This window comes from Micrococcus sp. H39-S4 (assembly GCF_027158145.1).
GTDB lineage: Bacteria > Actinomycetota > Actinomycetes > Actinomycetales > Micrococcaceae > Micrococcus > Micrococcus luteus.
Map to the genome: position 1 here is coordinate 21,164 of NZ_JAPVLT010000010.1, position 20,607 is coordinate 41,770.

The 20,607-nt window shown below is 75.4% G+C and carries 24 protein-coding genes; 10 read left to right on the top strand and 14 right to left on the bottom strand.

The features are described from left to right. Window positions 1-18: 18 nt before the first annotated feature. The 3 genes from O3T09_RS09860 to pheS are packed head-to-tail and all read right to left on the bottom strand — an operon-like array spanning window position 19 to window position 4,307. Complete coding sequence (locus tag O3T09_RS09860; protein ID WP_036337488.1) at window positions 19-639, bottom strand: 4'-phosphopantetheinyl transferase family protein; 621 nt, start codon at window positions 637-639, stop codon at window positions 19-21. A gap of 2 nt (window positions 640-641) precedes the next feature. Further along, window positions 642-3,221, bottom strand: coding sequence for a phenylalanine--tRNA ligase subunit beta (pheT, locus tag O3T09_RS09865; RefSeq protein ID WP_078025580.1), 2,580 nt, complete (start codon window positions 3,219-3,221; stop codon window positions 642-644). A gap of 3 nt (window positions 3,222-3,224) precedes the next feature. Then, complete coding sequence (gene pheS, locus O3T09_RS09870) at window positions 3,225-4,307, bottom strand: phenylalanine--tRNA ligase subunit alpha (RefSeq protein WP_049147954.1); 1,083 nt, start codon at window positions 4,305-4,307, stop codon at window positions 3,225-3,227. Window positions 4,308-4,393: 86 nt separating this feature from the next. Here pheS and O3T09_RS09875 point away from each other — a divergent pair, with 86 nt between their 5' ends. Then, window positions 4,394-4,801: a CHY zinc finger protein gene (locus O3T09_RS09875; RefSeq protein WP_049147953.1), complete on the top strand. Its 408-nt coding sequence runs from the start codon at window positions 4,394-4,396 to the stop codon at window positions 4,799-4,801. After that, window positions 4,798-5,247, top strand: coding sequence for a hypothetical protein (locus O3T09_RS09880; protein WP_049147952.1), 450 nt, complete (start codon window positions 4,798-4,800; stop codon window positions 5,245-5,247). The genes O3T09_RS09875 and O3T09_RS09880 overlap by 4 nt, the downstream gene beginning before the upstream one ends. A gap of 45 nt (window positions 5,248-5,292) precedes the next feature. On the opposite strand, the gene O3T09_RS09885 is transcribed toward O3T09_RS09880, so the two are convergent. Beyond that, on the bottom strand, window positions 5,293-5,955 hold the full coding sequence (locus tag O3T09_RS09885) for a pyroglutamyl-peptidase I family protein (protein ID WP_313955368.1): 663 nt from the start codon (window positions 5,953-5,955) through the stop codon (window positions 5,293-5,295). Between the two features lie 92 nt (window positions 5,956-6,047). On the opposite strand from O3T09_RS09885, the gene O3T09_RS09890 reads away from it, so the two are divergent. Then, on the top strand, window positions 6,048-7,121 hold the full coding sequence (locus O3T09_RS09890; protein ID WP_098092380.1) for an Rv2578c family radical SAM protein: 1,074 nt from the start codon (window positions 6,048-6,050) through the stop codon (window positions 7,119-7,121). A gap of 34 nt (window positions 7,122-7,155) precedes the next feature. Here O3T09_RS09890 and O3T09_RS09895 read toward each other — a convergent pair whose 3' ends face one another. Continuing rightward, complete coding sequence (locus O3T09_RS09895; protein ID WP_098092377.1) at window positions 7,156-7,668, bottom strand: (deoxy)nucleoside triphosphate pyrophosphohydrolase; 513 nt, start codon at window positions 7,666-7,668, stop codon at window positions 7,156-7,158. A gap of 56 nt (window positions 7,669-7,724) precedes the next feature. Between O3T09_RS09895 and O3T09_RS09900 the strand changes: the two genes are divergently transcribed. Then, window positions 7,725-9,047, top strand: a complete 1,323-nt coding sequence (locus O3T09_RS09900; RefSeq protein ID WP_144818735.1) for an MFS transporter — start codon at window positions 7,725-7,727, stop codon at window positions 9,045-9,047. 142 nt (window positions 9,048-9,189) lie between these two features. Continuing rightward, window positions 9,190-9,462 (top strand): GlsB/YeaQ/YmgE family stress response membrane protein, encoded by a 273-nt coding sequence (locus O3T09_RS09905; RefSeq protein ID WP_020624693.1) that lies wholly within the window; start codon window positions 9,190-9,192, stop codon window positions 9,460-9,462. Between the two features lie 112 nt (window positions 9,463-9,574). Here O3T09_RS09905 and O3T09_RS09910 read toward each other — a convergent pair whose 3' ends face one another. The 4 genes from O3T09_RS09910 to infC all read right to left on the bottom strand — a co-directional run bounded on the left by O3T09_RS09910 (window position 9,575) and on the right by infC (window position 12,404). Continuing rightward, on the bottom strand, window positions 9,575-10,471 hold the full coding sequence (locus tag O3T09_RS09910; RefSeq protein ID WP_144818733.1) for a TrmH family RNA methyltransferase: 897 nt from the start codon (window positions 10,469-10,471) through the stop codon (window positions 9,575-9,577). A 136-nt stretch (window positions 10,472-10,607) separates the two neighbouring features. Continuing rightward, complete coding sequence (gene rplT / locus O3T09_RS09915; RefSeq protein ID WP_002853696.1) at window positions 10,608-10,994, bottom strand: 50S ribosomal protein L20; 387 nt, start codon at window positions 10,992-10,994, stop codon at window positions 10,608-10,610. An 88-nt stretch (window positions 10,995-11,082) separates the two neighbouring features. Beyond that, entirely contained in the window at window positions 11,083-11,277 is a 195-nt protein-coding gene (gene rpmI, locus O3T09_RS09920; RefSeq protein WP_002853699.1) for a 50S ribosomal protein L35, read from the bottom strand. Between the two features lie 104 nt (window positions 11,278-11,381). Further along, window positions 11,382-12,404 carry a translation initiation factor IF-3 gene (gene infC / locus O3T09_RS09925; protein WP_144818756.1) on the bottom strand — a complete coding sequence of 341 codons (1,023 nt, stop codon included), beginning with the start codon at window positions 12,402-12,404 and terminating at the stop codon, window positions 11,382-11,384. Between the two features lie 328 nt (window positions 12,405-12,732). On the opposite strand from infC, the gene O3T09_RS09930 reads away from it, so the two are divergent. Then, entirely contained in the window at window positions 12,733-13,104 is a 372-nt protein-coding gene (locus tag O3T09_RS09930) for a DUF1844 domain-containing protein (RefSeq protein WP_036313345.1), read from the top strand. 68 nt (window positions 13,105-13,172) lie between these two features. Here O3T09_RS09930 and O3T09_RS09935 read toward each other — a convergent pair whose 3' ends face one another. Then, a complete protein-coding gene (locus tag O3T09_RS09935; RefSeq protein ID WP_041105247.1) occupies window positions 13,173-13,649 on the bottom strand; it encodes a hypothetical protein in 477 nt (158 codons plus the stop codon). Between the two features lie 367 nt (window positions 13,650-14,016). Here O3T09_RS09935 and O3T09_RS09940 point away from each other — a divergent pair, with 367 nt between their 5' ends. Continuing rightward, window positions 14,017-14,265, top strand: a complete 249-nt coding sequence (locus tag O3T09_RS09940) for a WhiB family transcriptional regulator (RefSeq protein WP_002854852.1) — start codon at window positions 14,017-14,019, stop codon at window positions 14,263-14,265. 62 nt (window positions 14,266-14,327) lie between these two features. Here the strand turns inward: O3T09_RS09940 and O3T09_RS09945 are convergent, their stop codons facing one another. From O3T09_RS09945 to O3T09_RS09955, 3 genes are read right to left on the bottom strand one after another with little or no spacing between them, the layout of a single operon-like run. Then, a complete protein-coding gene (locus O3T09_RS09945; RefSeq protein ID WP_144818729.1) occupies window positions 14,328-15,836 on the bottom strand; it encodes a sensor histidine kinase in 1,509 nt (502 codons plus the stop codon). Next, window positions 15,806-17,389, bottom strand: coding sequence for an ATPase (locus tag O3T09_RS09950; protein ID WP_144818727.1), 1,584 nt, complete (start codon window positions 17,387-17,389; stop codon window positions 15,806-15,808). The genes O3T09_RS09945 and O3T09_RS09950 overlap by 31 nt, the downstream gene beginning before the upstream one ends. A gap of 2 nt (window positions 17,390-17,391) precedes the next feature. Further along, complete coding sequence (locus O3T09_RS09955) at window positions 17,392-18,039, bottom strand: SAF domain-containing protein (protein WP_113914377.1); 648 nt, start codon at window positions 18,037-18,039, stop codon at window positions 17,392-17,394. 225 nt (window positions 18,040-18,264) lie between these two features. Here O3T09_RS09955 and O3T09_RS09960 point away from each other — a divergent pair, with 225 nt between their 5' ends. Then, window positions 18,265-18,489, top strand: a complete 225-nt coding sequence (locus tag O3T09_RS09960; protein ID WP_049147317.1) for a helix-turn-helix domain-containing protein — start codon at window positions 18,265-18,267, stop codon at window positions 18,487-18,489. Between the two features lie 15 nt (window positions 18,490-18,504). Here O3T09_RS09960 and O3T09_RS09965 read toward each other — a convergent pair whose 3' ends face one another. Then, window positions 18,505-19,062: a hypothetical protein gene (locus O3T09_RS09965; RefSeq protein ID WP_049147319.1), complete on the bottom strand. Its 558-nt coding sequence runs from the start codon at window positions 19,060-19,062 to the stop codon at window positions 18,505-18,507. 156 nt (window positions 19,063-19,218) lie between these two features. Here O3T09_RS09965 and O3T09_RS09970 point away from each other — a divergent pair, with 156 nt between their 5' ends. Both O3T09_RS09970 and O3T09_RS09975 read left to right on the top strand, forming a co-directional pair. Beyond that, entirely contained in the window at window positions 19,219-19,971 is a 753-nt protein-coding gene (locus tag O3T09_RS09970; RefSeq protein WP_044659782.1) for a LysM peptidoglycan-binding domain-containing protein, read from the top strand. Between the two features lie 50 nt (window positions 19,972-20,021). Continuing rightward, entirely contained in the window at window positions 20,022-20,534 is a 513-nt protein-coding gene (locus O3T09_RS09975) for an Rv3235 family protein (RefSeq protein WP_049147321.1), read from the top strand. Window positions 20,535-20,607: the final 73 nt, after the last annotated feature.

The window sequence follows — 20,607 nt, forward strand, 5'->3', positions numbered from 1 at the left end:
GGCGCCCGCGCGGTCGACTCAGCGGCCCCGCAGCGCCAGCGCCCCGAGGAGACCGCCCGGCAGCCGGTCGGTGAGGTCCACCAGCACGACGTCGGCCGGCACGGTCAGTGCGTCGACGGCGGCGGGGTCGCCCGTGAAGCCGGTGCCGGCGGCCTTCACGAGCGCCTCCTTCCGCGTCCACAGCCGGGCCCGCGCGGCGGGCCTCTCGGGGGCGGGAAGCTCCCGCACCCGGGCGCGCTCCGCCGTCGAGAAGCCCACCCCGCCCAGGCCGTCCTCGTCCGCGAAGGCCGCGGCGTCCGCCCGCTCGACGTCCACCCCGAGGCCGAGCCCGTCGGCGGGCCGTGCCGGCGCCCACCACGCCCCGATCCGAGCCCGGTCCTCAGTGCCGGGCATCCGGACGCGCGTGAACGAGACGAGGGCGACCCGGCCGGGGGGCAGGCCGGTCAGCGCGGGGACGCCGTGCGCGGCCGAGCCGCAGCGCGGGCAGGCGTGCCGGAGCCCGAGCGGCCCCACCGGCACGCCCCAGGCCGCCGTCAGGGCGGTGCGCACCTGACCGAGCAGCGCGGAGACGGCGTCCGCCGCCCCCGCCGAGGCGGGGACGGCCGAGGTCAGGCCCCACGGGCCGGTCGCGACGGACACGGTCAGCGCTGGACCGCCCCGTGCCGCTGCGCCGCGAGCGCGGTGGCCGCGGCGCGGGCCTCGGAGACCTCCTCCGCGGTGAGCGTGCGGTCAGGGGCGCGGAAGCGCAGGGAGAACGCGAGGGACTTCCGCCCCTCCGGCACGCCCGCGCCCCGGTAGACGTCGAACAGCTCGACGGCCTCGAGCAGCTCCCCGGCGCCCTCGGCGAGGGTCGCGCGCACGTCCCCGGCCACGACGGCCTCGTCCACCACGAGCGCCACGTCCTGCGTGCTCACGGGGAACGTGGACAGCGGTGCGGCGACCACGATCTCGGGGGCCGCGGCGCACAGCGCGTCCAGGTCCAGCTCCCACACGCTCGTGCGGGCGGGCAGGTCCTCGGCCTCGAGCCACTGCGGGTGCAGCTCGCCGGCGACGCCCACCACCCGGTCCCCGTGCTCGGTCACGACGACGAGCTCGGCCACCCGGCCCGGGTGGAACGCGTGGTGCCGGCCCTGCCGGACGGTCAGCTCGACGCCGAGGACGTCGGCCACGTCGAGGGCCCCGGCGATCGCGTCCTGCCAGTCCACCGGGCGGGGGTCGTGGTCCGGCCCGGGCGCCGAGTCGTGCCCGGCGTACAGACCGGCCACGTGCCACGGCTGAGCGGGGATGCCGGCCTCGAGGTCGGCGAGGACCTCGGCGGAGGGGTGGACCGCGCGCGGGGGGATCGTCGCCGAGCCCAGCTGCGCGCCGGGCAGGAAGACCAGCCCCATCTCGTACAGCGCCAGATCGCGGAAGCCGCGTCCGAGGTTGCGGCGCGCGGTCTCGACGAGGCCCGGCAGCAGCGACAGGCGCAGGTACCGGTACTGGGAGGCGATCGGATTGGCCAGGGCCACCATCGCCAGGGCCTGGCCCTGCGCGTCCGAGTCCGCCCCGAAACGCCGGTTCTGCTCCTCGGAGACGAACGGGTAGGCCAGCACCTCGGTGAGTCCCGCGGCCGCGAGCGCGGCCGACACGCGGCGACGCTGGGCCTGGCGGCGGGTGAAGCCGCGGCCCGGCGGGGCCACGGGCACCACGGAGGGGATCGCGTCGTAGCCGCGCAGGCGCGCGACCTCCTCGGCGAGGTCCTCGGGGATGCGCAGGTCCGTGCGCCACGACGGGGCGGTCACGGTCAGCCGCGGGGCGACGTCGGCGGCGGCCTCGGCGACGGCCACCTCGGCGCCCAGGGCGCGCAGCGTCTCCACGACCTCGTCGGTCGTGTACGCCACGCCCACCAGGGCGGAGGGGAAGTCGGCGGCCATCTCGACGACGGCCGGCTGCGGCCGCGTCCCGACGTCGGTGACCCCGGGCTCGGCGGTGCCGCCGGCGAGCTCGACGAGCAGCTGCACGGCCCGCTCGGCCGCCTCGTCGGCGATCTCCCAGTCGACGCCGCGCTCGTTGCGCTTCGACGCCTCCGAGGGCAGGCGGTGCCGGCGCCGCGTACGGGCGATCGACACGGGGTCGAAGTTCGCGGACTCGACCACGATCGTGGTGGTGGCGTCCGTGACCTCGGTGGCGGCCCCGCCCATGACGCCCGCCAGGCCGATGGGGCCGGAGTCGTCCGTGATGAGCAGGTCCTCGGGGTCGAGCTCGCGCTCCTTGCCGTCGAGGGTGGTCAGGGTCTCTCCGGCCCGCGCGCGGCGCACCACGATCTCGCCGGAGAGCGTGTCCGCGTCGTAGAAGTGCAGGGGCTGGCCCAGCTCCCACATGACGTAGTTGGAGATGTCCACCGGCAGGGAGATGGTGCGGATGCCGGCCAGGCGCAGGCGCGCGGCCAGCCACGGCGGGGTCGGGCGGGTCGCGTCCACGCCGGAGACCGTGCGGGCCACGAACCGGGTGGCCCCGGGCTCGCCGTGGATCGGCGCGTCGTCGTCGATGCGGACGGCCGGGCCGGCGTCGTCGGCCGCGGGCGGGTGGACGGCGGCGGCCGGGTCCGTGAAGGGCACGCCGGTGGCGTGCGCGTACTCGCGCGCGACGCCGCGCATCGAGAACGCGTAGCCGCGGTCGGGCGTCACGTTGATCTCGGCGGCCTCGCCGTGCAGGTCCAGGACGTCCCGGGCGTCGGTGCCCGGCTCGGGGTCGAGCCCGAGGTCGCCGAGCACGATGATCCCGTCCGTGCCGTCGTCGCCCATGCCCAGCTCCGTGCTGGAGGCGATCATGCCGGCCGAGACGTGGCCGTAGGTCTTGCGGGGGCTGATGCGGAAGTCGCCGGGCAGCACCGCGCCGGGCAGGGCCACGACGACCTTGTCCCCGACCTCGAAGTTGTGGGCGCCGCACACGATGCCCTGCACGCCGGAGGGCTCGATCCCCTCGCCGGTGAGCGGCTGTGCGGCGCCCTCGGGCACCACGCGCACGGAGCACCAGTTGATGGTCTTGCCGTTCTTCTGCGGCTCGGGCTCCTTGGAGAGCACCTGCCCGACGACGATCGGGCCCTGCAGCTCGGCAGCCGGACGGTGGACGTCCTCCTCCTCGAGGCCGACGCGGACGAGGTCGGCCATCACGTCCTCGGCACGGTGCTCCGCGGGCACGGGGACGAACTCCCGCAGCCAGTCCAGGGGGATGCGCATGGATCAGACCTCCATTCCGAAGTGCTGGGAGAAGCGGACGTCGCCCTCGATCATGTCGTGCATGTCCGGGACCTCGTTGCGGAACATGAGCGTGCGCTCCACGCCCATGCCGAACGCGAACCCGGAGTACTCCTCCGGGTCCAGGCCCGCGGCGCGCAGCACGTTCGGGTGCACCATGCCGCAGCCGCCCCACTCGATCCAGCGGGGCCCGCCCTTGGCGCCGGGGTGCCAGATGTCCAGCTCGGCGCTGGGCTCGGTGAACGGGAAGAAGTTCGGGCGCAGGCGGATGGCCGCCTCCGCCCCGAACATCTGGCGGGCGAAGTACTCGAGGGTGCCGCGCAGGTGGGCCATGGTCAGGCCCTTGTCCACGGCCAGGCCCTCGAACTGGTGGAACACCGGGGTGTGCGTGGCGTCCAGCTCGTCCGTGCGGAACGTGCGGCCCGGGCACAGCACGTAGGTGGGGGCTCCCCGCTCGAGCAGGGAGCGCATCTGCACCGGAGAGGTGTGGGTGCGCAGCAGCAGGTGGGCCTCGGCCGGGTCCACGAAGAAGGTGTCCTGCATCTCGCGGGCCGGATGATCCGGCGCGAAGTTGAGGGAGTCGAAGTTGAACCACTCGGACTCGAGCTCGGGGCCTTCCGCGATCTCCCAGCCCATGCCGACGAAGATCTCCGAGACACGGTCCATCGTCAGCGAGAGCGGGTGACGGGCGCCGACGCGGCGGCGACGGACCGCGGTGGTCACGTCCACCGTCTCCTCGCGCAGGATCCGCGCGGCCTGCTCCGCCTCGAGCACCTCGGTGCGGGCGGCCAGGGCCTTGCCCAGGCGGCCGCGTGCGGCGCCCATGAGCTTGCCGGCCTCCGCCTTGCGCTCCTTGGGCAGAGCGCCGATCGCCTTGTTCGCGAGAGTCAAGGGGGCCCGGTCGCCGGTGTGGGCCAGGCGGGCGGCCTTGAGTTCATCGAGGTCGGCCGCGGCCTCATATGCGGCGAGCGCGGCCTGCACAGCGGCCTCCACCGCCTCCGCGTCCACGGGGGAGATCTCCGCCACGGGCGCGGTGGGCTCCGCGCCGGTCTCGGGGCTGGGTGTCATCAGGGCAACGACCTTCGCATGGGGGACGGTGGGACGCCCGTCAGTCTAGTGTCCGCCCCGGGCCCGCTCGGCCTAGGCTGAGGCGCATGACCGCCCCGGACTCCCTCGACGGCACCGACCCGCTGCTGCGGGGCGTGGGCCTGGACGCGCAGACCCGCTGCGCCCATTACGCCACGGCGCGGGACGTCGTCGCCCTGCGCTTCGCCTGCTGCCCCGCGTACTGGTCCTGCCACCGCTGCCACGCGGAGCTCGCCGACCACCCGGCCGTGCCGGTGCCTGCCGGCGAGTTCGACCGGCCGCATGTGCTGTGCGGGGTGTGCCGCACCGAGCTGAGCGTGACCGCCTACCTCGCCCTCGAGGCCACCGCTGATCCTGCGTGCCCGGCCTGCGGGGCGCCGTTCAACCCGGGCTGCGCCGCCCATGCCCCGCTCTACTTCGACGTCCCCGCGTCCGGGTCCCCCGCCGGGGACGCCGATCCTGCGGCACAGCCATGACCGCGGCCCCCTCCCGGCCGTCGCCTCCGGCGCACGTGCGGGCGCGCGGGCTGTGGAACCTGCTGAACCTGGCGACGCCGCTGGGGCTGGTGGGCGCCGTCGTCGCCGGCTGCGCGCTGCGGCCCGGACCGCACGGGCTGATCGAGGCCCACGGCTGGACGCACCGGTTCCCGGGCGGGGCCGCGTTCACGGTCGGCGACGTCGTGTTCACCCGCCCCGGCCTGCGCATGACGCCCGCGCTGTGGCGGCACGAGGCCGGCCATGCGGACCAGTACGCCCTCCTGCTGGGTCTGCCCTTCCTGCCGGCGTACGCGCTGGCGGCGGCGTGGTCGATGTGGCGGACCGGGGATCCGGCCTCGCGCAACGTCTTCGAACGACGCGCGAGCCTGGCCCTGGGCGGCTACATCGAGCGGCCCGTGGTCCGCGGCCTGCGGCGCCGCCGCTGACGGGCACGGGCGATCGCGACGACACGGACCCGGGGTCCGGGGAGGTCAGTGCAGGGTGCCGCCGGGGACGTCGAGGTCGGGGCCGCCGGCCAGCGCCGTCAGGGCGGCCTCGGCCACCGCGCGCGCCAGGTCGGCCGCGGGCAGGGCCGGGGTGTCCGGCGTCGGGCGGTGCTCGGTGTCCCACGGCACGTGGATGAAGCCGGCGGCCCGGGTGGTGCCGGGGCCGTCGAGGAGCGAGTACATGACGTGGTTGCACACGAACGCGCCCGCGGACAGGGACGGCTCCGCGGCGACGCCGGCCTCCCGGATCGCGGCGACGGCACGCTTGGCGGGCAGGGTGGCGAACAGGGCCGCGGGACCGTCGGCGCGCACGGGCCGGTCCACGGGCTGCTCCCCCGCGTTGTCCGGGATCCGGGCGTCCTGCAGGTTCACGGCCACCCGTTCGACCCGGACCGTCGCCGTGCCGCCAGCCAGCCCGACGGCGATCGCCACCTCCGGCCGGACCCGGTCGAGGGCCGCGGTCAGGGCCGGCCCGGCCGCGCCGAACGCGCACGGCAGCTCGACCGCCTCGGCCGTCACACCCCGGTCCGCCAGGATGCCCACGGCGTCCCGCGCGGCGGCGATCGACGGGTTGTGGACATCGCCGCCGAAGGGCTCGAAGCCCGTGAGCAGGACGCGGGCGGCCGGGGCGGGTGCACGGGAGGTCATGGCGACCACGGTAGGCGCGTCTCGGCGCCCGCGCCACGCCCGGACTCGAACACGCTTGCGGGTCGATTCGAACATGTGTTCTACTTCTGGCCATGCGATGGGAAGCGCAGACCCTGCGGTCCGAGGGCGGAGCCCAGCGGGCGACGGCCGGCACACCGGCCGGCTCCGCCGCCCTGCTGCCGCTCTCGGACCTGCAGCGGAGTGTCACCACCCCGGAGTTCGCGGGCGTCACCTTCCATGAGGTGCTCGCCAAGACCGCACTGAACTCGGTGCCGTCCGCCTCGGCCATGCCGTTCCGCTGGACCGTGAACCCGTACCGCGGCTGCACCCACGCCTGCCGGTACTGCTACGCCCGCAGCACCCACACCTTCCTCGAGCTCGACGCCGGGGCCGACTTCGACCGGCAGATCGTCGTGAAGGTCAACGTCGCCGAGGTGCTGCGCGCCGAACTCGCCCGCCCCACGTGGGGCCGCGAGGCGGTGGCGTTGGGGACGAACACGGACCCGTATCAGCGGGCCGAGGGCCGCTACGCGCTGATGCCCGGGATCATCCGGGCCCTGGCCGATTCCGGCACCCCGTTCTCCGTGCTGACCAAGGGGACCCTGCTCGCGCGGGATGTGCCCCTGCTGCAGGCGGCCTCGCGCCAGGTGCCGGTGCAGGTCTCGCTGTCCCTGGCGATGCTCGACCCCGCCATCGCCGCCGCGGTCGAGCCGGGCACGCCGTCGCCGACCGCACGCCTGCGCCTGATCGAGCGGCTCGCCGCCGCGGGTGCGGACGTCACCGTCATGGCCATGCCCCTGCTGCCGTGGCTCACGGACGGGGACCGCGAGATCGACGCCCTCATGCGCGCGCTGGCGGACGCCGGAGCCGCGCGCGTCATGCCGGGCGCCCTGCACCTGCGGCCGGGCGCGAAGGAGTGGTACCTGGACTGGATCCGCCGCGAGCACCCGGATCTGCTGGCCGGCTACGAGCAGATGTACGCCCGGTCCGCCTACGCGCCCGAGTCGTACCGCCGCATGCTCACCCGGATGGCCGGGGAGGCCGCCGCACGGCACGGCCTGGCCCGCGGCGGCGCCCACGGCATCCGGCGCGAGGACGATCCCCCGGCCCGGCGCCGGCCGGCGTCCCGGCCCTCCGCTCCGGCGGCGCAGCCCGCGCTGTTCTGACCGGTCCGCGGGGCGCGGCCGGCCGCGTGTCGACTCAGCGCCCCGCGGAGAACGCCGTGGCGGCGCCACGGAGCACCTCGGCCACGATCGGCCGGTCCGCCGGGATCCAGTCCAGGTGCCGCACGCCCGGCCCGGCGAGCGGCAGCCACGCCAGCAGGTCGTGGTCCTGGAGGGCTCGGGGCGTCGCCCCCTCCTCCGCCAGGACGCCCCAGAACACCCGCATCCGGGCGCCGTTGGCCAGCTCCCACCCGTCCGGCTCCGGCGCCGCCACCTCGGGGCCGAGCCGCACGGCGACCCCGAGCTCCTCCCGGCACTCCCGCAGCAGCGCCTCCTGGACGCCCTCCCCCGGCTCGACCTTGCCCCCGGGGAACTCCCAGAGCCCCCGCAGCGGGGCAGGCGCGCTGCGACGGGCCGCCAGCAGGCGGGTCGGCGCGGCCACATCGTCGAGCAGCGCGAGCCCCACGACCTGCCGCGGTCGCGCACCGTCCCGGGGCGACGTCGTCGGGCGGGCGGCGGGCGCGGGGCGAGCAGGTGTGGCGGAGGTCATGAGCCCAGGCTAGCGAGGCCCCCGCCCCCGCAGACCGGAGTCCGTAGGCTGGGTCGGTGCCCATCCCCACTCCCGCCGCCGACGGCGCCCACGACCGTTCCCCCCGCGCCCCGCGTCCGACGCGCCCGGACCCGTCCATCCCACCGACCGCGCCGACGGGCCCCGGCGCGCTGCTGGGCGGCCGCCGCGTGCGTCTGCTGCCGGCCATCCTCGCGCTGGCCCTGGGCAGCTTCGCGATCGGCACCACGGAGTTCGCGATGATGGGCCTGCTGCCGCAGGCGGTGGCCGACCTCGGCATCGGTCTCGAGGCCGGCGGCGTGCTCATCTCCATGTACGCGCTGGGCGTCGTGATCGGCGCTCCCCTGCTGGCCGCGTCCTTCGCCCGCGTCGACCGGCGGGTCACGAGCATCGTGCTGATGCTGCTGTTCGTCGTGGGGCACGTGGCCGCGTTCCTCGCCCCGGACATGGGGAGCATGATGGCGGCCCGGTTCGTGTCGGGCCTGCCCCACGGCGCCTACTTCTCCGCGGCCGCCCTGGCCGCGGCGGACCTCGCCGGGCCCGCCCGCCGCGGCCAGGCCGTGGCCTGGGTGATGGCCGGGCTGTCCGTGGCCAACGTGCTGGGCGTGCCGGGCGCGACGGCGCTCGGGCAGGCCGTCGGCTGGCGCTGGATGTTCGTCATCGTGGCGGTCTGCGCGGCCCTGTGCGTCGGGGCGACCGCGTGGCTCGTCCCGTCCGTGCCGGCCCCCGCGGGCGCCTCGGTCGGCCGCGAGCTGCGCGGTCTGGCCTCCGGCCGCCTGTGGGCGACGGTGGCCGTGGGCGTGATCGGCTTCGCCGGCATGTTCGCGCTCTACACCTACATCGCGCCGCTGCTCACGGAGGTCGCGGGCCTCGAGGAACGGTGGGTCCCCGCCGTGCTGGCCCTCTACGGCGTCGGCATGGTGATCGGCACGCTCGTCAGCGGCGCCCTCACGGACCGCGACCCGGTGGGCACCCTGCGCCTGAGCTTCGGGCTCAGCGCGGTCTCGCTGGCCGCCGTCGCGCTGACGGCCTCGTGGGCTCCGGTGATGATCGTGTTCCTCTTCTGCGTGGCCGTCAGCGGCTCCGGGATCGCCCCGTCCCTGCAGGTGCTGCTCGTGGACTCCGCGCCCACCGCACCCCAGCTGGCCGGTTCGCTCAACCACTCCGCGCTGAACATGGCCAACGCGATGGGCGCGTGGGTCGGGGCCGCCGCGATCGGGGCCGGTGCGTCGCTGCGGACCCCGCCGCTGGTCGGCGCGGGCATCGCCCTGGCGGGCCTGGTGCTGGCGTTCCTGCTCGTGCGCCGCGACGTCGCGGCGCGGCCCGGCGTCCAGGCTGACGACGGCGGCTCGCCCCGCTGATCGGCCCGCTCCCGGCCGGGGCGATCCTCGTGCGGCCGGGAAATCCCGAAAAAGCCGGGGCGCCAGAGGTGGCCCCGGACGAAAACCCCTTGCTACGTTCGTTCTCGTACGTCAGATTCGCAACCTGAAAGGAATCACTATCATGGGCTTCATTGGCTGGATCGTTCTCGGCCTCATCGCCGGTGCCATCGCTCGCGCCATCCTCCCCGGACGTCAGGGCGGCGGCTGGCTCGGCGCCCTCCTCACCGGCATTGTCGGTGCTCTCCTCGGCGGCTGGATTGCCTCCCTGGTGTTCAACATCAACGTGAACGAGAAGTTCTTCAGTCTGGGCACCTGGATCTTCGCGATCATCGGTGGTGTCATCGTCGCGGCCGTGTGGCAGGCCATCACCCGCCGCACCGGCACCCGCGCCTGAGCGAGCTGAGCGGCCCGGTTTCGACCCGGGAACGCGCAGAAGGGGCGGGGATCCACTCGGATCCCCGCCCCATCTGCGTCTCCGGACGGCTGGCGCCGCCTCGTGCGCCCCGTCAGCCGGCGCGCCGTGCCCCCGCCATCGCGGACGAGTACAGGCACACCGTGGCGGCGGTCCCCACGTTCAGGGACTCCGCGGCCCCATACAGCGGCACCGCCACCCGGCGGTCCGCCAGCGCGAGCTCGCCGCCGTCCAGGCCCTGGGCCTCGTTGCCGAACAGCCACGCGGTCGGCGCGGCGACCACGCCGGGGGCGAGGGCGTCGAGCCGATCCGAGCCGTAGCCGTCGGCGGCCCACACCTGCAGGCCTGCGGCCCGGGCGGCGGCCGCGGCCGCCTCTACGGGGACGGCGGTGACCACGGGCAGGTGGAACAGCGACCCTGCGGTGGACCGGACCACCTTGGGGTTGAACGGGTCGACGGAGCCCGGCGTGAGGACCACCGCGTCCGCCCCGGCCGCGTCCGCGGCCCGGATGACGGTGCCGGCGTTCCCCGGGTCCTGCACGCGGCACAGCACGGCGGCCAGGCGCGCCTCCTCGAGGACCGTTTCGACGGCCTGCGGCGGCGGCATCCGCGCCACGGCAACGATGTCCTGCCCCGTCACGGCGTCGGCCATGGCGGTGAGCACCTCGTCGCTGGCCTCGCGCACCAGGACGCGCTCACCACCCGGCGTCGGGCGGTCCCGGACGCGCGCCACGAGCTCGGCGAGCGCGGGATCCCGGTCCACGAGACCGACGGACACGTACACCTGGGTCAGCACCCGCCCCGCCCGCCACTGCCCCGCGGCAGCCGCCGGCCCCTCCCCCAGGTGGGCACGCAACGCCTCGCGGCAGGCCTGCGGCCCCTCGACGAGGAACGTGTCCGTCCGGCGTCGGGCGGAGCGGCCCGCCAGGGCTGCCACCGCGCGCACGCGCTCGGCACGGGGATGGGTCATCGGCTCGGCGTGCGGTGTCATGGGGTCTTTCTGGTCGGGGCTCGGCTGCGGGTGTGCAGACGCCGACGGGGCGGGCCTCGGTGGAGGACCCGCCCCGTCGGCGGTGGTGTTCACGCCTGGGGCGTGGTGATGGGGCCCTCAGGGCCCCTGAGCCGGCTCAGCGGGAGGCGGCGGGGGCGTTCACGTCTGCGGGCAGCGCCTCGCGGGCGGTCTTCACCAGCACGGCGAAGGTCGCGGCGTCGGAGACGGCGATCTCGGCCAGCATGCGGCGGTCCACCTCGACGCCGGCCAGCTTGAGGCCCTGCATGAAGCGGTTGTAGGTCATGCCGTTGGCGCGGGCGGCCGCGTTGATGCGGGTGATCCACAGGCGACGGAAGTCACCCTTGCGCTTGTGGCGATGCTGGTAGTTGTAGGTGAACGAGTGGAGCATCTGCTCCTTCGCCTTGCGGTACAGGCGAGACCGCTGGCCGCGGTAGCCGGAGGCGCGCTCCAGCATGGTCCGACGCTTCTTGTGGGCGTTCACTGCCCGCTTCACACGTGCCACGTGCGTACTCCAATCTGTGTGGTCCCCGGGGCGCGCACTGGCGCGTCACGGTCGAGGAGGAAGGGGTTCCGGCGAGGCCGGGGGGGTGTCAGATGCCGAGCATCCGCTTGATCTGCTTGATGCTGCCCTTGGAGACGAGCTGGTCGCCCTTGAGACGGCGGGTCAGGCGCGAGGACTTGTGCTCCAGGTAGTGGCGGCGGTTCGCCTGCTGGCGCATGATCTTGCCGGAGCCGGTCACGCGGAAGCGCTTCTTGGCACCGCTGTGGGTCTTCATCTTCGGCATGGCTGCCGTTCTCCTTCACTCATCGCTGCCGTGCGCGGCGCGCACGGCAGTGCTGGTCACCCCGGTCCGTCCGGACCGGGCTGGTCTGTGGCGACCCCGGGGGGTCAGGCCCGAGGACCGGACTTGGGGGCACCGCCGCGGGGGGCGGCGGGCTTGGGCGGGGCCGGCATCGGCTTGGCCGCCGGCTTCGGAGCCGACGACGGCGCGGCCGGCTTGGCGGCGGACCGCGGCTTCGGCGTGGCAGCCGGCGCAGCCGAGGACTGCGGCTTCGGCGTCGCGGCCGGCTTCGGGGCCGATGCGGGCGTGGCGCTGGAGGCCGGCTTCGCAGCCGGGGCGGCCGCGGCCGGGCGGGGAGCCGCCGGGGCCGGGGTCTTCGGCGCCTGCGTCGTCTCGGCCGGGGCCGCGGAGGCGTTCTCCTGCGTCCGGGCGGCCATGGCCTTCAGCTGCTCGGGGAACGCATCCCCGACCGAATTCCGCACCGGGGCGGAGTCGGACGCCGCCTTCTGCGCGGCGCGCTCCTTGGCCTCGCGGGCGGCCTGGTCGCGACGCGAACCGCCGCCCTGACGCTCGCGGTGGCTCTCGGCCGAGTTCTTGCGCTGGTCCGCCCGCGCATCGGCCTTGGTGCGCAGCGGGCCGACCACCATCACCATGTTGCGGCCGTCCTGGCGCGGCTGCGATTCGACGGTGCCCAGCTCGGCGACGTCCTCGGCGAACTGCTGCAGCAGCTTGATGCCGAGTTCGGGACGCTGCTGCTCACGGCCGCGGAACTGGATGATGGCCTTGACCTTGTCGCCCTGGCTCAGGAACTTCTTGGCGTGGCCGGTCTTGGTCTCGTAGTCGTGCTTGTCGATCTTCAGGCGGAAGCGGACCTCCTTGAGGACCGTGTTCACCTGGTTCTTGCGCGACTCACGGGCCTTCACCGCGGCCTCGTACTTGTACTTGCCGAAATCCATCAGCTTGCACACCGGAGGCTTGGCCGTGGGGGCCACCTCCACGAGATCCAGGTCCGCCTCGGCGGCGAGCCGGAGGGCGTCCTCGACGCGGACGATGCCGACCTGTTCGCCGTTCGGGCCGACCAGGCGGACTTCCGGAACGCGGATACGCTCGTTGATGCGGGGATCGCTGATGGTGGTACTCCTCTGTGTGAGACGACGGGTGACCCCGCGCCCACCGGAGGGGCCCTCGGAAACGAGGAAGGCCTCCCCTGCGCGGACGCAGACGGAGGCCTCGACACGATCCCGTCGGACGGGACCCTCGGTGCGGGCTGCGCGCCACGACGCGGCGGTCCCGACCGGCGACCCGGCAACTCGGCCCGGGGCGAACCGGACATCCTGCTGACGCGGGTGGGAGAGAGGCCTCCACTTTGCTGCTCCTGGCCCGTGCATGCCCGCCCCGGGGTCACCGGATGACGAGGTCTTGCGCGGACCACGAGTGGTCTATGGGAAGCTTACCACCATGACAGACGAACGTCAGGCCCAGGACGCCACCCCCATGGACGCCCCCGCCGAGATCCGCGACATCCACGAGGTCCCCGCCGTCGAGGTCATCACGACCACCGCCGTGCACCTGATGACCGCCGCCGCCGTCAAGTGCGGCCTGGCCGACTCCCCCGACGCCCGCGAGCTCATCGATCTCGACGAGGCCCGCAAGCTCATCACGGCCCTCGCCGGGCTGGTCACGGCCGCGGCCCCCGAGATCGGCAGCCAGCACGCCGGCCCGCTGCGCGACGGCCTGCGCTCGCTGCAGCTGGCGTTCCGTGAGGCCTCCCCGTTCCCGGACGCCCCGGGCAAGGGCCCCGGCGAGAAGTTCACCGGCCCGGTGAACTGACCACGCCCCCCGATGACGACGACGGCGCGCCCCCGACCGGGGGCGCGCCGTCGTCGTCGGAGCCGGGCTCAGGCGTCCGTCGAGGCCTCCGGGGCGGGGGTGAGATGCCGGGTGACCGGCGTCGTGAAGAGGGTGAGCAGCGCGACGCCGGAGACCGCGAGCAGCGGCCCACCCAGAGCGGCGGCGTCCACGCTGAAGAGCCATGACGACAGGAGCACACCGAAGAGCTGGATCGCGACGGCGGCGCCGCGGCTCCACGCCCGACCGCGCAGCAGGGCGACGGCGGTCGCAAGGATCCACAGGGTGAGCAGCGCGTAGATGACGACCAGCATCACGCGGGCGCCGGCCGGGAGCACCCCGTCCGCCGCATGCACCACCGCGTCCACGGCGAGCCAGAGGAGCGCGCCCGCCTCGAGCACGAGCGCCGCGGCGACCACGAGGACGGCCACCGGCAGGCCCCGGCCGGGGCGGGGCGGGACCGTCGTCGCGTCGGCGCCCGACGACTCGGACGGGGCGACGGGGTCGGGGCGGCGGGACTGTGCCATGGGGCCTCTCCTGCGGGACGGCTGCGGGGACGGACGTGTCCCCCACCGTACGCCGGGCGGTGCGCGGGCCAGGTCCGCGGCGACGCGCCGCCCCGGGCATGGGTGTGACCAAGGACTCACTGGGAGGTGCGGTGATGCACCTCATTCACCTCTTGTTCACTCGTGAGGGCCGTGCGAGGATGGCACGCGAAAGATTTCCGGGGGCCGCGTTCGTACGAAAGCGGTCCCCGTTGCAATGACCAGGGTCGCCCTCCGTATCGGTCGTGCCGCGCGTCGTCCGCGCAGGCCCCCGCGCCCGCCGCCGGCGGAGGCCGTGACCACCGGCGCCCGCGGGCTCCGGCTCTTCCGACAGAAAGTGAGCGGACCGATGGATTGGCGCAGTAAAGCAGCGTGCCTGGACAAGGACCCGGAGCTGTTCTTCCCCGTGGGCAACACCGGCCCCGCCCTCCTGCAGATCGAGGAGGCCAAGGCGGTGTGCCGTTCGTGTGAGGTCGTGGACACGTGCCTGAAGTGGGCCATGGAGTCCGGCCAGGACTCGGGCGTCTGGGGCGGCATGAGCGAGGACGAGCGGCGCGCCATGAAGCGCCGCGCGGCGCGCGCCCGCCGCGCCTCCTGACCCACCCGGACCACCGGCCCCGTCGACCTCGTCGACGGGGCCGTCGTCATGCCCGGCCGGGCTCACGTCAGGGGCAGTCGCAGCACGACGCGCGTGCCGCCGTCGTCGGACCGCTCCCAGCGCAGGGTGCCGCGCAGGTCCCCCTCCACGAGCGAGTGCACGATGCGCAGGCCGAGCCCCGATCCCTCGCCCGCGCGGGGAGACTCCCCCGGCACCCATCCGTCGGGGGCGGCGGGGCCGCCGTCCGTCACGGACACGACCAGCACCGTTCCCGCGGGGGTCGACTCGCGGTCGGCGTGCAGGCCCACGCAGCCACCGCCCGGCGCCGTGCCGTGCTCGACGGCGTTGGCCGCCAGCTCATTGAGCACCAGCGCCAGCGGCGTGGTCACGTGGGAGGGCAGTTCACCGAACTCGCCCGTGACCGCGACCTGCAGCGGCCGCCCGTCCCCGGCCACCTCGACGGCCAGGCGGAACTGCCGCTGCAGCAGACCGTCCACGGGGACCTGGTCCTCGATCTCCTCGCTCAGCGTCTGGTGGACGAGGGCGATCGTGTCCACCCGCTGCATCGCCTGACGCAGCGCACGCTCCGCCTCGGGCGAGGACGTGCGCCGCGCCTGCATGCGCAGCAGCGATCCCACGGTCTGCAGGTTGTTCTTGACGCGGTGGTGGATCTCGCGGATGGTCGCGTCCTTGGTGAGCAGACGCTGCTCCTGGCGGCGCAGCTCGGTCACGTCGCGCAGCAGCAGCAGCGCCCCCTGCCAGCCGTCCGGACCGAGCAGGGGGACGGAGCGCACCGTGAGGGACGCCCCGCCGGACTGCACCTCCCGCCGTCCGGCACGCAGGCCGGTGAGCACGGCCCACGTCCCCTCGTCGGTGGGAACGCGGGCGGCGTCGGTGCTGGCCAGGACGTCGGTGAGCCGGTGCCCCTCGAGGGTCGAGGCGATGCCCAGCCGGCGCAGGGCGGAGACCGCGTTGGGACTGGTGAACTCGGCGACCGAGTCCGGCCCGAGCACGACGAGGCCGTCCCCCACCCGCGGCGTGCCGCCCGCCCAGAGGCCGGAGGGCTCCTCGGGCGCCGGCCAGCGGCCGTGCTGCATCATGTCCAGCAGGGTGCTGGCCGTCCGGCTGTAGTTCTCCTCGATCACCGAGCGCGCCGGCCGGCCGTTCGGGTCCGCGTGCGCGGAGACGACCGCGATGACCCTCCCGGCGCGGACCACCGGCCACAGACGCACCTGCAGCGTGCCGCCCGGGGCCTCGACGGGGCCGGCCCCCTCGGCCCGCTCCCCGCCATGCCACGTCTGCCCGACGACGGCCCGCAGGTCCGCGCGGGCGCGCGAGCCCACGATGTCGCGGTGGAAGAGGGTGGGAGCGGTGAAGGGCCGGACCTGGGCGAGCGCGACGAACCCTCCGGCCTCGTCGCGGCGGGGCACGGGGCACCAGAGCACGAGGTCCGCGAGCGCCAGGTCTGCCACGAGCTGCCAGTCCCCCACGAGCCGCTGCAGCCAGGCGCGGTCCTCGTCTCCGATGTCCGGGTGCGACGTCAGGGGGTCCTGCGCGAGCGAACTGACCATGGGATCAGGGTACGGCGACGTGCCGGGCGGCCCGGGTCCGTGGCGTCGCGGGCGTCGTCGGAGGACGCGGCGGCGATGGTCTGCGAGGGCCGTGCGCGGTGCCGTCCGCGGCGGGCGGGGCGGGCAGGGACGCCGGCCAGCGTGGCGAGGGCGCGACGCAGCGGGCTGTTCGGAGCGGCCTCGGCGAGCACCTGGCCGGCGAGCAGCGCGGGGTCCGCGGCGGCCGGGTCCCACGGCAGGAACGCCTCCAGCGGCGTGGCGGGCGAGGCGTAGCGGTTCCAGACGGCCTCGACCTGGCCTCGCGGGGCGACGCCGGCGGCCGCGGGCCGGAGCCGGTTGACCACGACGCGCAGCCGTGCCGCCGGGGCCGCCTCCGCCAGGTCCTCGACCCCGCGGACCAGGCGGGGCAGTGCGACGGCGTCCGGCCCGCCGACCGCGATGACCTCGTCGGCCGCGGCGAGCGCCGCCAGGGTCGCACCGTTGCGCTGTGGGGCGGGCACGTCGAAGGACAACTCCTCGTCCTGCTCGAGACCGAACCCGACGTCGACGACCACGCGGTCCCAGTGTTCCCTGGCGGCCGCGATCAGCGCGGAGACGGCGGCGGGGCGCAGCTCGGGCCACCGGTCCACGCGGGTGAGTCCCGTCAGAACCGTCAGGTCCGCGCCGGCGACGCGGACGCGGACGCCCGCGGCCGCCAGGTCGGCGGCGCCCAGCCGGCCGTGGTCGGCCCGCCGCACGGCCCGCGCCACGCCGGCCGACTCCTCCGTCAGCCCCAGGTGCACACCGACGGCGGGGCCGTACGTGTCCAGGTCGATCAACAGCGTGTTCCGGCCGGCCACGGCGTGCTCGGCGGCGAGGTTCACGGCGACGGTGGTGCGTCCCGGAGCGCCGGTGGGGCCCCACACCACGGTCACCAGGGACTCCCGCGCGGGTCCGGCCGGTTCGCCCTCCTCCGGAGAGGGTGCGGGGTCGGCTCCCTCGTCCGCCGTGGCGGGGCCGCCGTCGGGCGTGGCCGCGGCGGGGGCGGCACCCGGCCCGGCGTCGTCGGGCTCGTCGGCGTCGCGCCAGGGGTCCGTGAGGCCGGGCACCTCGTCCGCGCCGAGCGTCTCCAGGGTGATCGGCAGGTCGTCGAGGTCCTCGGCGTGATCCCGGGCGTGGTCGGCGTCCTCCCCGTGCGAGGTCTCCGGCCGGCGGCCCTCCGCGGCGGCGCTCGCGGACTCCACGACGACGGCCGCGATCTGCTCGGGGTCGGCGTCGGCGCGCACGCAGGGCACCCCCATGCTGCGGAGGCGACGGCGCTCGGTGCGAACCTCGCTGAGCGCCGCCACGCCCACGGGTCGGGGCAGCCGGGCCGTCTCCTCCAGGAAGGCGGCGGTGAGGGACTCGGTGTCCCCGGCTACGAGGACCGCGTCCACGAGACCGGAGCGGGCGATCGCGAGCAGCTCGGCGAGGTCCTCGGCCCGGCGGAGGACCGTGATGTCCGTCTGGTGCCGCTCGAGCGGGCCGATGTGGTCCAGGCCCGGCTGGACGGTGGTGGCCAGGGCGATGCGCACGGTCAGCGCACCCCGTGGGCCGGCACGAGGGTGACCCGCGCGTCCTTGACCTTCGCGTCCACGATGCGCGGCAGGGTCTCCTCCGGTGCCAGCAGCTGTACCCGGGTGGTGCCCGAGCCGCCGAAGCCGTTCTGCTCCGCCGTGACCTCGGAGATCTCGAGCGCCTCGGCCAGCCGGGCCGGGTCCGCATGGCCGCGGCCTCCCTCCGCGGGCATGGCCACCCAGACGTCCACGCGGTCTCCCACGCCCACGCCGGACGGCAGCGGCTCGTCCAGGGCCACCCCGACGGGACGACGGCCGTCCGGGTCCGCGTCCACCAGTGCCGCCGCCGGCAGCAGCTCGCCGGCCCGGACCGTCCCGGAGACCATCCGCCCCTCGGGCGCCGGAGCATCGGCGCTGAGGTACCGCTCGCCGGCCTCGCTGAGGTTCACCTCCACGGGCCGCAGGTCCCCGGCCGCGATGGGTGTGCCCGGGGGCAGGTCCTCCGCAGCCGTCCAGTACGCGGCGGTCCGCTGGGAGGAGGCGACCAGCGCCACGACGCCGGCGATCGAGGCGAGGACGAGCATGAGACCGACGAGGAGCCGGGGATCCCGCCAGCGGGGCCGGCGCAGACGGCCGCCCTCGGCGGACGCGGACATGGTCGTGGACACCGGATGTTCCCCCCTTCGGACCGGCCTCTCGGGCCGCCGCGGCCCCGGCACCCCGTCGGTGTCGGCCCCTCCGCGCTGCGCCCAGAGTAACCACAGGGGCCGTGGATCGCCGGATCCGCCGCGTACGCTGTGGAAAAGTGTCGCCTCCGGGTGTTCCCGGGGTTGAATGGGTCGACGTCGTGGGCCGCCCGCGACCGTCCTGGACGCCTCGACCGAAGGAGCACCGTGCAGCGCTTTCTCACCCTGACCGACGTGGCGGAGACCCTGAACATCTCCGGTCAGGCCGCCCGTGCCCTGGTCCGCTCGGGTGAGCTGCAGGCCATCCAGGTCGGGGGCCGCGGTCAGTGGCGCATCGAGGTGTCCTGGCTCGAGGACTACGTGGAGCGTCAGAAGGAAGTGACGCGCGCCCGCGTCCGGGAGTGGACCGAGGCGGACGCGCAGGCCCGCTGAGCCCACACGGTCTGCTCAGGCGGGGCGCAGCGCGGTCCGGACCGTCCCCAGCGCCCCGAACGGGATGACGAGCCGCCCGCGGACGGCGGCGGCCCGCCGGGCCTCGTCCCGCGGGTGGCGGGCGATGTCGAGGTGGTCGCCGCCGACCCGGTCCACGGTGCCCTCTGCCAGTGCCGCGCCGAGGCGCCCCGTCACCGCCACCGGCTGGCGCGTCCGCGCGATGCCGCGCAGCACCGTCCCCCAGCCGGCCGCGGCGAGCTCGGGCGCGACCGCGGCCCGGGTCAGGTCGGCCTCCACGGCCGCCACGCAGTCCACCGCGACGATCGCCGACCCCGAGCCGTCGACGTGCACGCCGACCCAGCCCTGGCCCACCGTGTGCACCACGCCGTCCACGACCTCGCCCCAGGCCAGGTGCAGCCGGACCTGCCGCCCTCGAGCTCCGCGCAGGCGGTCGGCCAGGGACAGCGCCATCCACTCCGCTCGGGTCAGCTCCGCGGCCTCGGCCACCGTCTCCTGCCAGCCGAGGTCGGCCCAGTGCGCCTCCAGGTCGTCGAAGAGTCCGTTCCACCGCATGCGCTCAGCATAGGAGGCTCAGCGCCGGACATCGGTCGTCATCAAACATCATCAAACATCACTCTTGACACCTATCGGCCCGTGCAGTTCACTGTGATCATCATCACCGGCCTGATCGCGGGATCCCGGCCGGACGGACGCACAGGAGGGGAATCCATGGAGCGCTCGACATCACCGGCCGGCCCGGCCCCGACCCGTCCGGTCGACGCGGCGGACGCCGTCGGCCTCACCGTCCTGCTTCTGGCCGGTCCCGGTCTGCTCGCCTGTGCCGCGGCGCTGCTGCAGACGGGCACCAGCGCGCCCGGGGCGGAACTGACCCGCGTGCTGGGCCTCGGTGCCGGTCTCGCCGGGCTCGGACTGCTCGCATGGTGGGCGGTGGGCCTGATCGGGCTGGCGCTCGTCGCGCTGGGGCGCCGCGCGGGTCGGCCGGCCTGGGCCCGCCTGGGCCGGAGCCTCACTCCCGCCCTGCTCGGACGCGTGGCAGGCGCCGTCGTCGGTGCCCAGCTGCTCGCGGCACCGGCCGCGTGGGCGGACGCGGCTCATCCCGTGCCGGACGCCTCCTGGACCGTGGCTGCGGTGCCTGCGCACGCCACCGGCGTCGAGGCCCCTGCGCCGGACGCCGCGTGGACGCCCCGGCCCCCGGCGCCGGCCCCACCGGGCGCCGGCACCGGCCGTGCGGATCCGGACCACCCGACCGTCACCGTCCGGCGCGGCGACTGCCTGTGGCACCTCGCCGCCGCCGAGCTCGGCCCGGACGCGACCCCCCGAGAGATCGACGCCCGCTGGCGCCGCTGGTACGAGGCCAACCGACGGGTGATCGGCGACGACCCGCACCTGCTGCTGCCCGGCACCGTGCTGACCTCCCCCGTGTTCACCCCGCACGCCGGCGTGGACGGACCACGGCCATGACATCCACGACCCTGCACTCCCCCGCTTCGCCTCGTCCTCAGGAGACCGCCATGACCACCCTCGCCACCCGCCCCCGCGCCGCTTCCGACCGGCGCACCGCCGACACCCTCCTCCACGGGCCCGCCCACAGCCCCGCAGTCCTGCCCCGCGGTGAGGAGATCGCCCGGCGGGCCCGCACCGAACAGGGGCGCGAGGAGCTGCGCCGCGTCCGCTCGCTCGCCGCCGTGATCGCCGTCGCCTGCGTCGAGGTCGAGACGGGCCGCCGTGCCCTGCGGGACCTCTCCGCCTGGCTCTCGCCCGAGGTCCTGGACAAGTTGACCCGTCGCATGGAGCTGCTGGGCGCCGTCGCGCCGACCGGGCCCGGTCGACGGCCCTCCGCGGCCGTCCCGCCCCGGACGCCCGCGTCCGCACCCCGCCCGGTGGGTGCCCGCGTGTGCGAGGTCGCGCCCGGCCGGGTGGAGGCCAGCGCGACGGTGCTGTGGGAGGGCCGGGCCCGGGCCTTCGCGCTCCGACTCGAGCGGCGGCTCAGCCGGTGGAAGGTGACGTCGGTCGAGATCGGCTGAGCCGGATCGTCCCGTCGGACCGACGATCGAGGGCCCGGAGACCTGGAGGTCTGCGGGCCCTCGTCCTGCGTCG

What these genes read in the sequence shown, in the direction of transcription:
- O3T09_RS09945 (WP_144818729.1), bottom strand. Translation starts at nt 15,836, where the DNA reads ATGGTCAGTTCGCTCGCGCAGGACCCCCTGACGTCGCACCCGGACATC.
- O3T09_RS09935 (WP_041105247.1), bottom strand. Translation starts at nt 13,649, where the DNA reads ATGGCACAGTCCCGCCGCCCCGACCCCGTCGCCCCGTCCGAGTCGTCG.
- O3T09_RS09890 (WP_098092380.1), top strand. Translation starts at nt 6,048, where the DNA reads ATGCGATGGGAAGCGCAGACCCTGCGGTCCGAGGGCGGAGCCCAGCGG.
- O3T09_RS09885 (WP_313955368.1), bottom strand. Translation starts at nt 5,955, where the DNA reads ATGACCTCCCGTGCACCCGCCCCGGCCGCCCGCGTCCTGCTCACGGGC.
- rpmI (WP_002853699.1), bottom strand. Translation starts at nt 11,277, where the DNA reads ATGCCGAAGATGAAGACCCACAGCGGTGCCAAGAAGCGCTTCCGCGTG.
- O3T09_RS09975 (WP_049147321.1), top strand. Translation starts at nt 20,022, where the DNA reads ATGACCACCCTCGCCACCCGCCCCCGCGCCGCTTCCGACCGGCGCACC.
- O3T09_RS09875 (WP_049147953.1), top strand. Translation starts at nt 4,394, where the DNA reads ATGACCGCCCCGGACTCCCTCGACGGCACCGACCCGCTGCTGCGGGGC.
- O3T09_RS09910 (WP_144818733.1), bottom strand. Translation starts at nt 10,471, where the DNA reads ATGACACCGCACGCCGAGCCGATGACCCATCCCCGTGCCGAGCGCGTG.
- O3T09_RS09895 (WP_098092377.1), bottom strand. Translation starts at nt 7,668, where the DNA reads ATGACCTCCGCCACACCTGCTCGCCCCGCGCCCGCCGCCCGCCCGACG.
- O3T09_RS09880 (WP_049147952.1), top strand. Translation starts at nt 4,798, where the DNA reads ATGACCGCGGCCCCCTCCCGGCCGTCGCCTCCGGCGCACGTGCGGGCG.
- pheT (WP_078025580.1), bottom strand. Translation starts at nt 3,221, where the DNA reads ATGCGCATCCCCCTGGACTGGCTGCGGGAGTTCGTCCCCGTGCCCGCG.
- O3T09_RS09930 (WP_036313345.1), top strand. Translation starts at nt 12,733, where the DNA reads ATGACAGACGAACGTCAGGCCCAGGACGCCACCCCCATGGACGCCCCC.
- O3T09_RS09905 (WP_020624693.1), top strand. Translation starts at nt 9,190, where the DNA reads ATGGGCTTCATTGGCTGGATCGTTCTCGGCCTCATCGCCGGTGCCATC.
- O3T09_RS09940 (WP_002854852.1), top strand. Translation starts at nt 14,017, where the DNA reads ATGGATTGGCGCAGTAAAGCAGCGTGCCTGGACAAGGACCCGGAGCTG.
- pheS (WP_049147954.1), bottom strand. Translation starts at nt 4,307, where the DNA reads ATGACACCCAGCCCCGAGACCGGCGCGGAGCCCACCGCGCCCGTGGCG.
- O3T09_RS09970 (WP_044659782.1), top strand. Translation starts at nt 19,219, where the DNA reads ATGGAGCGCTCGACATCACCGGCCGGCCCGGCCCCGACCCGTCCGGTC.
- O3T09_RS09965 (WP_049147319.1), bottom strand. Translation starts at nt 19,062, where the DNA reads ATGCGGTGGAACGGACTCTTCGACGACCTGGAGGCGCACTGGGCCGAC.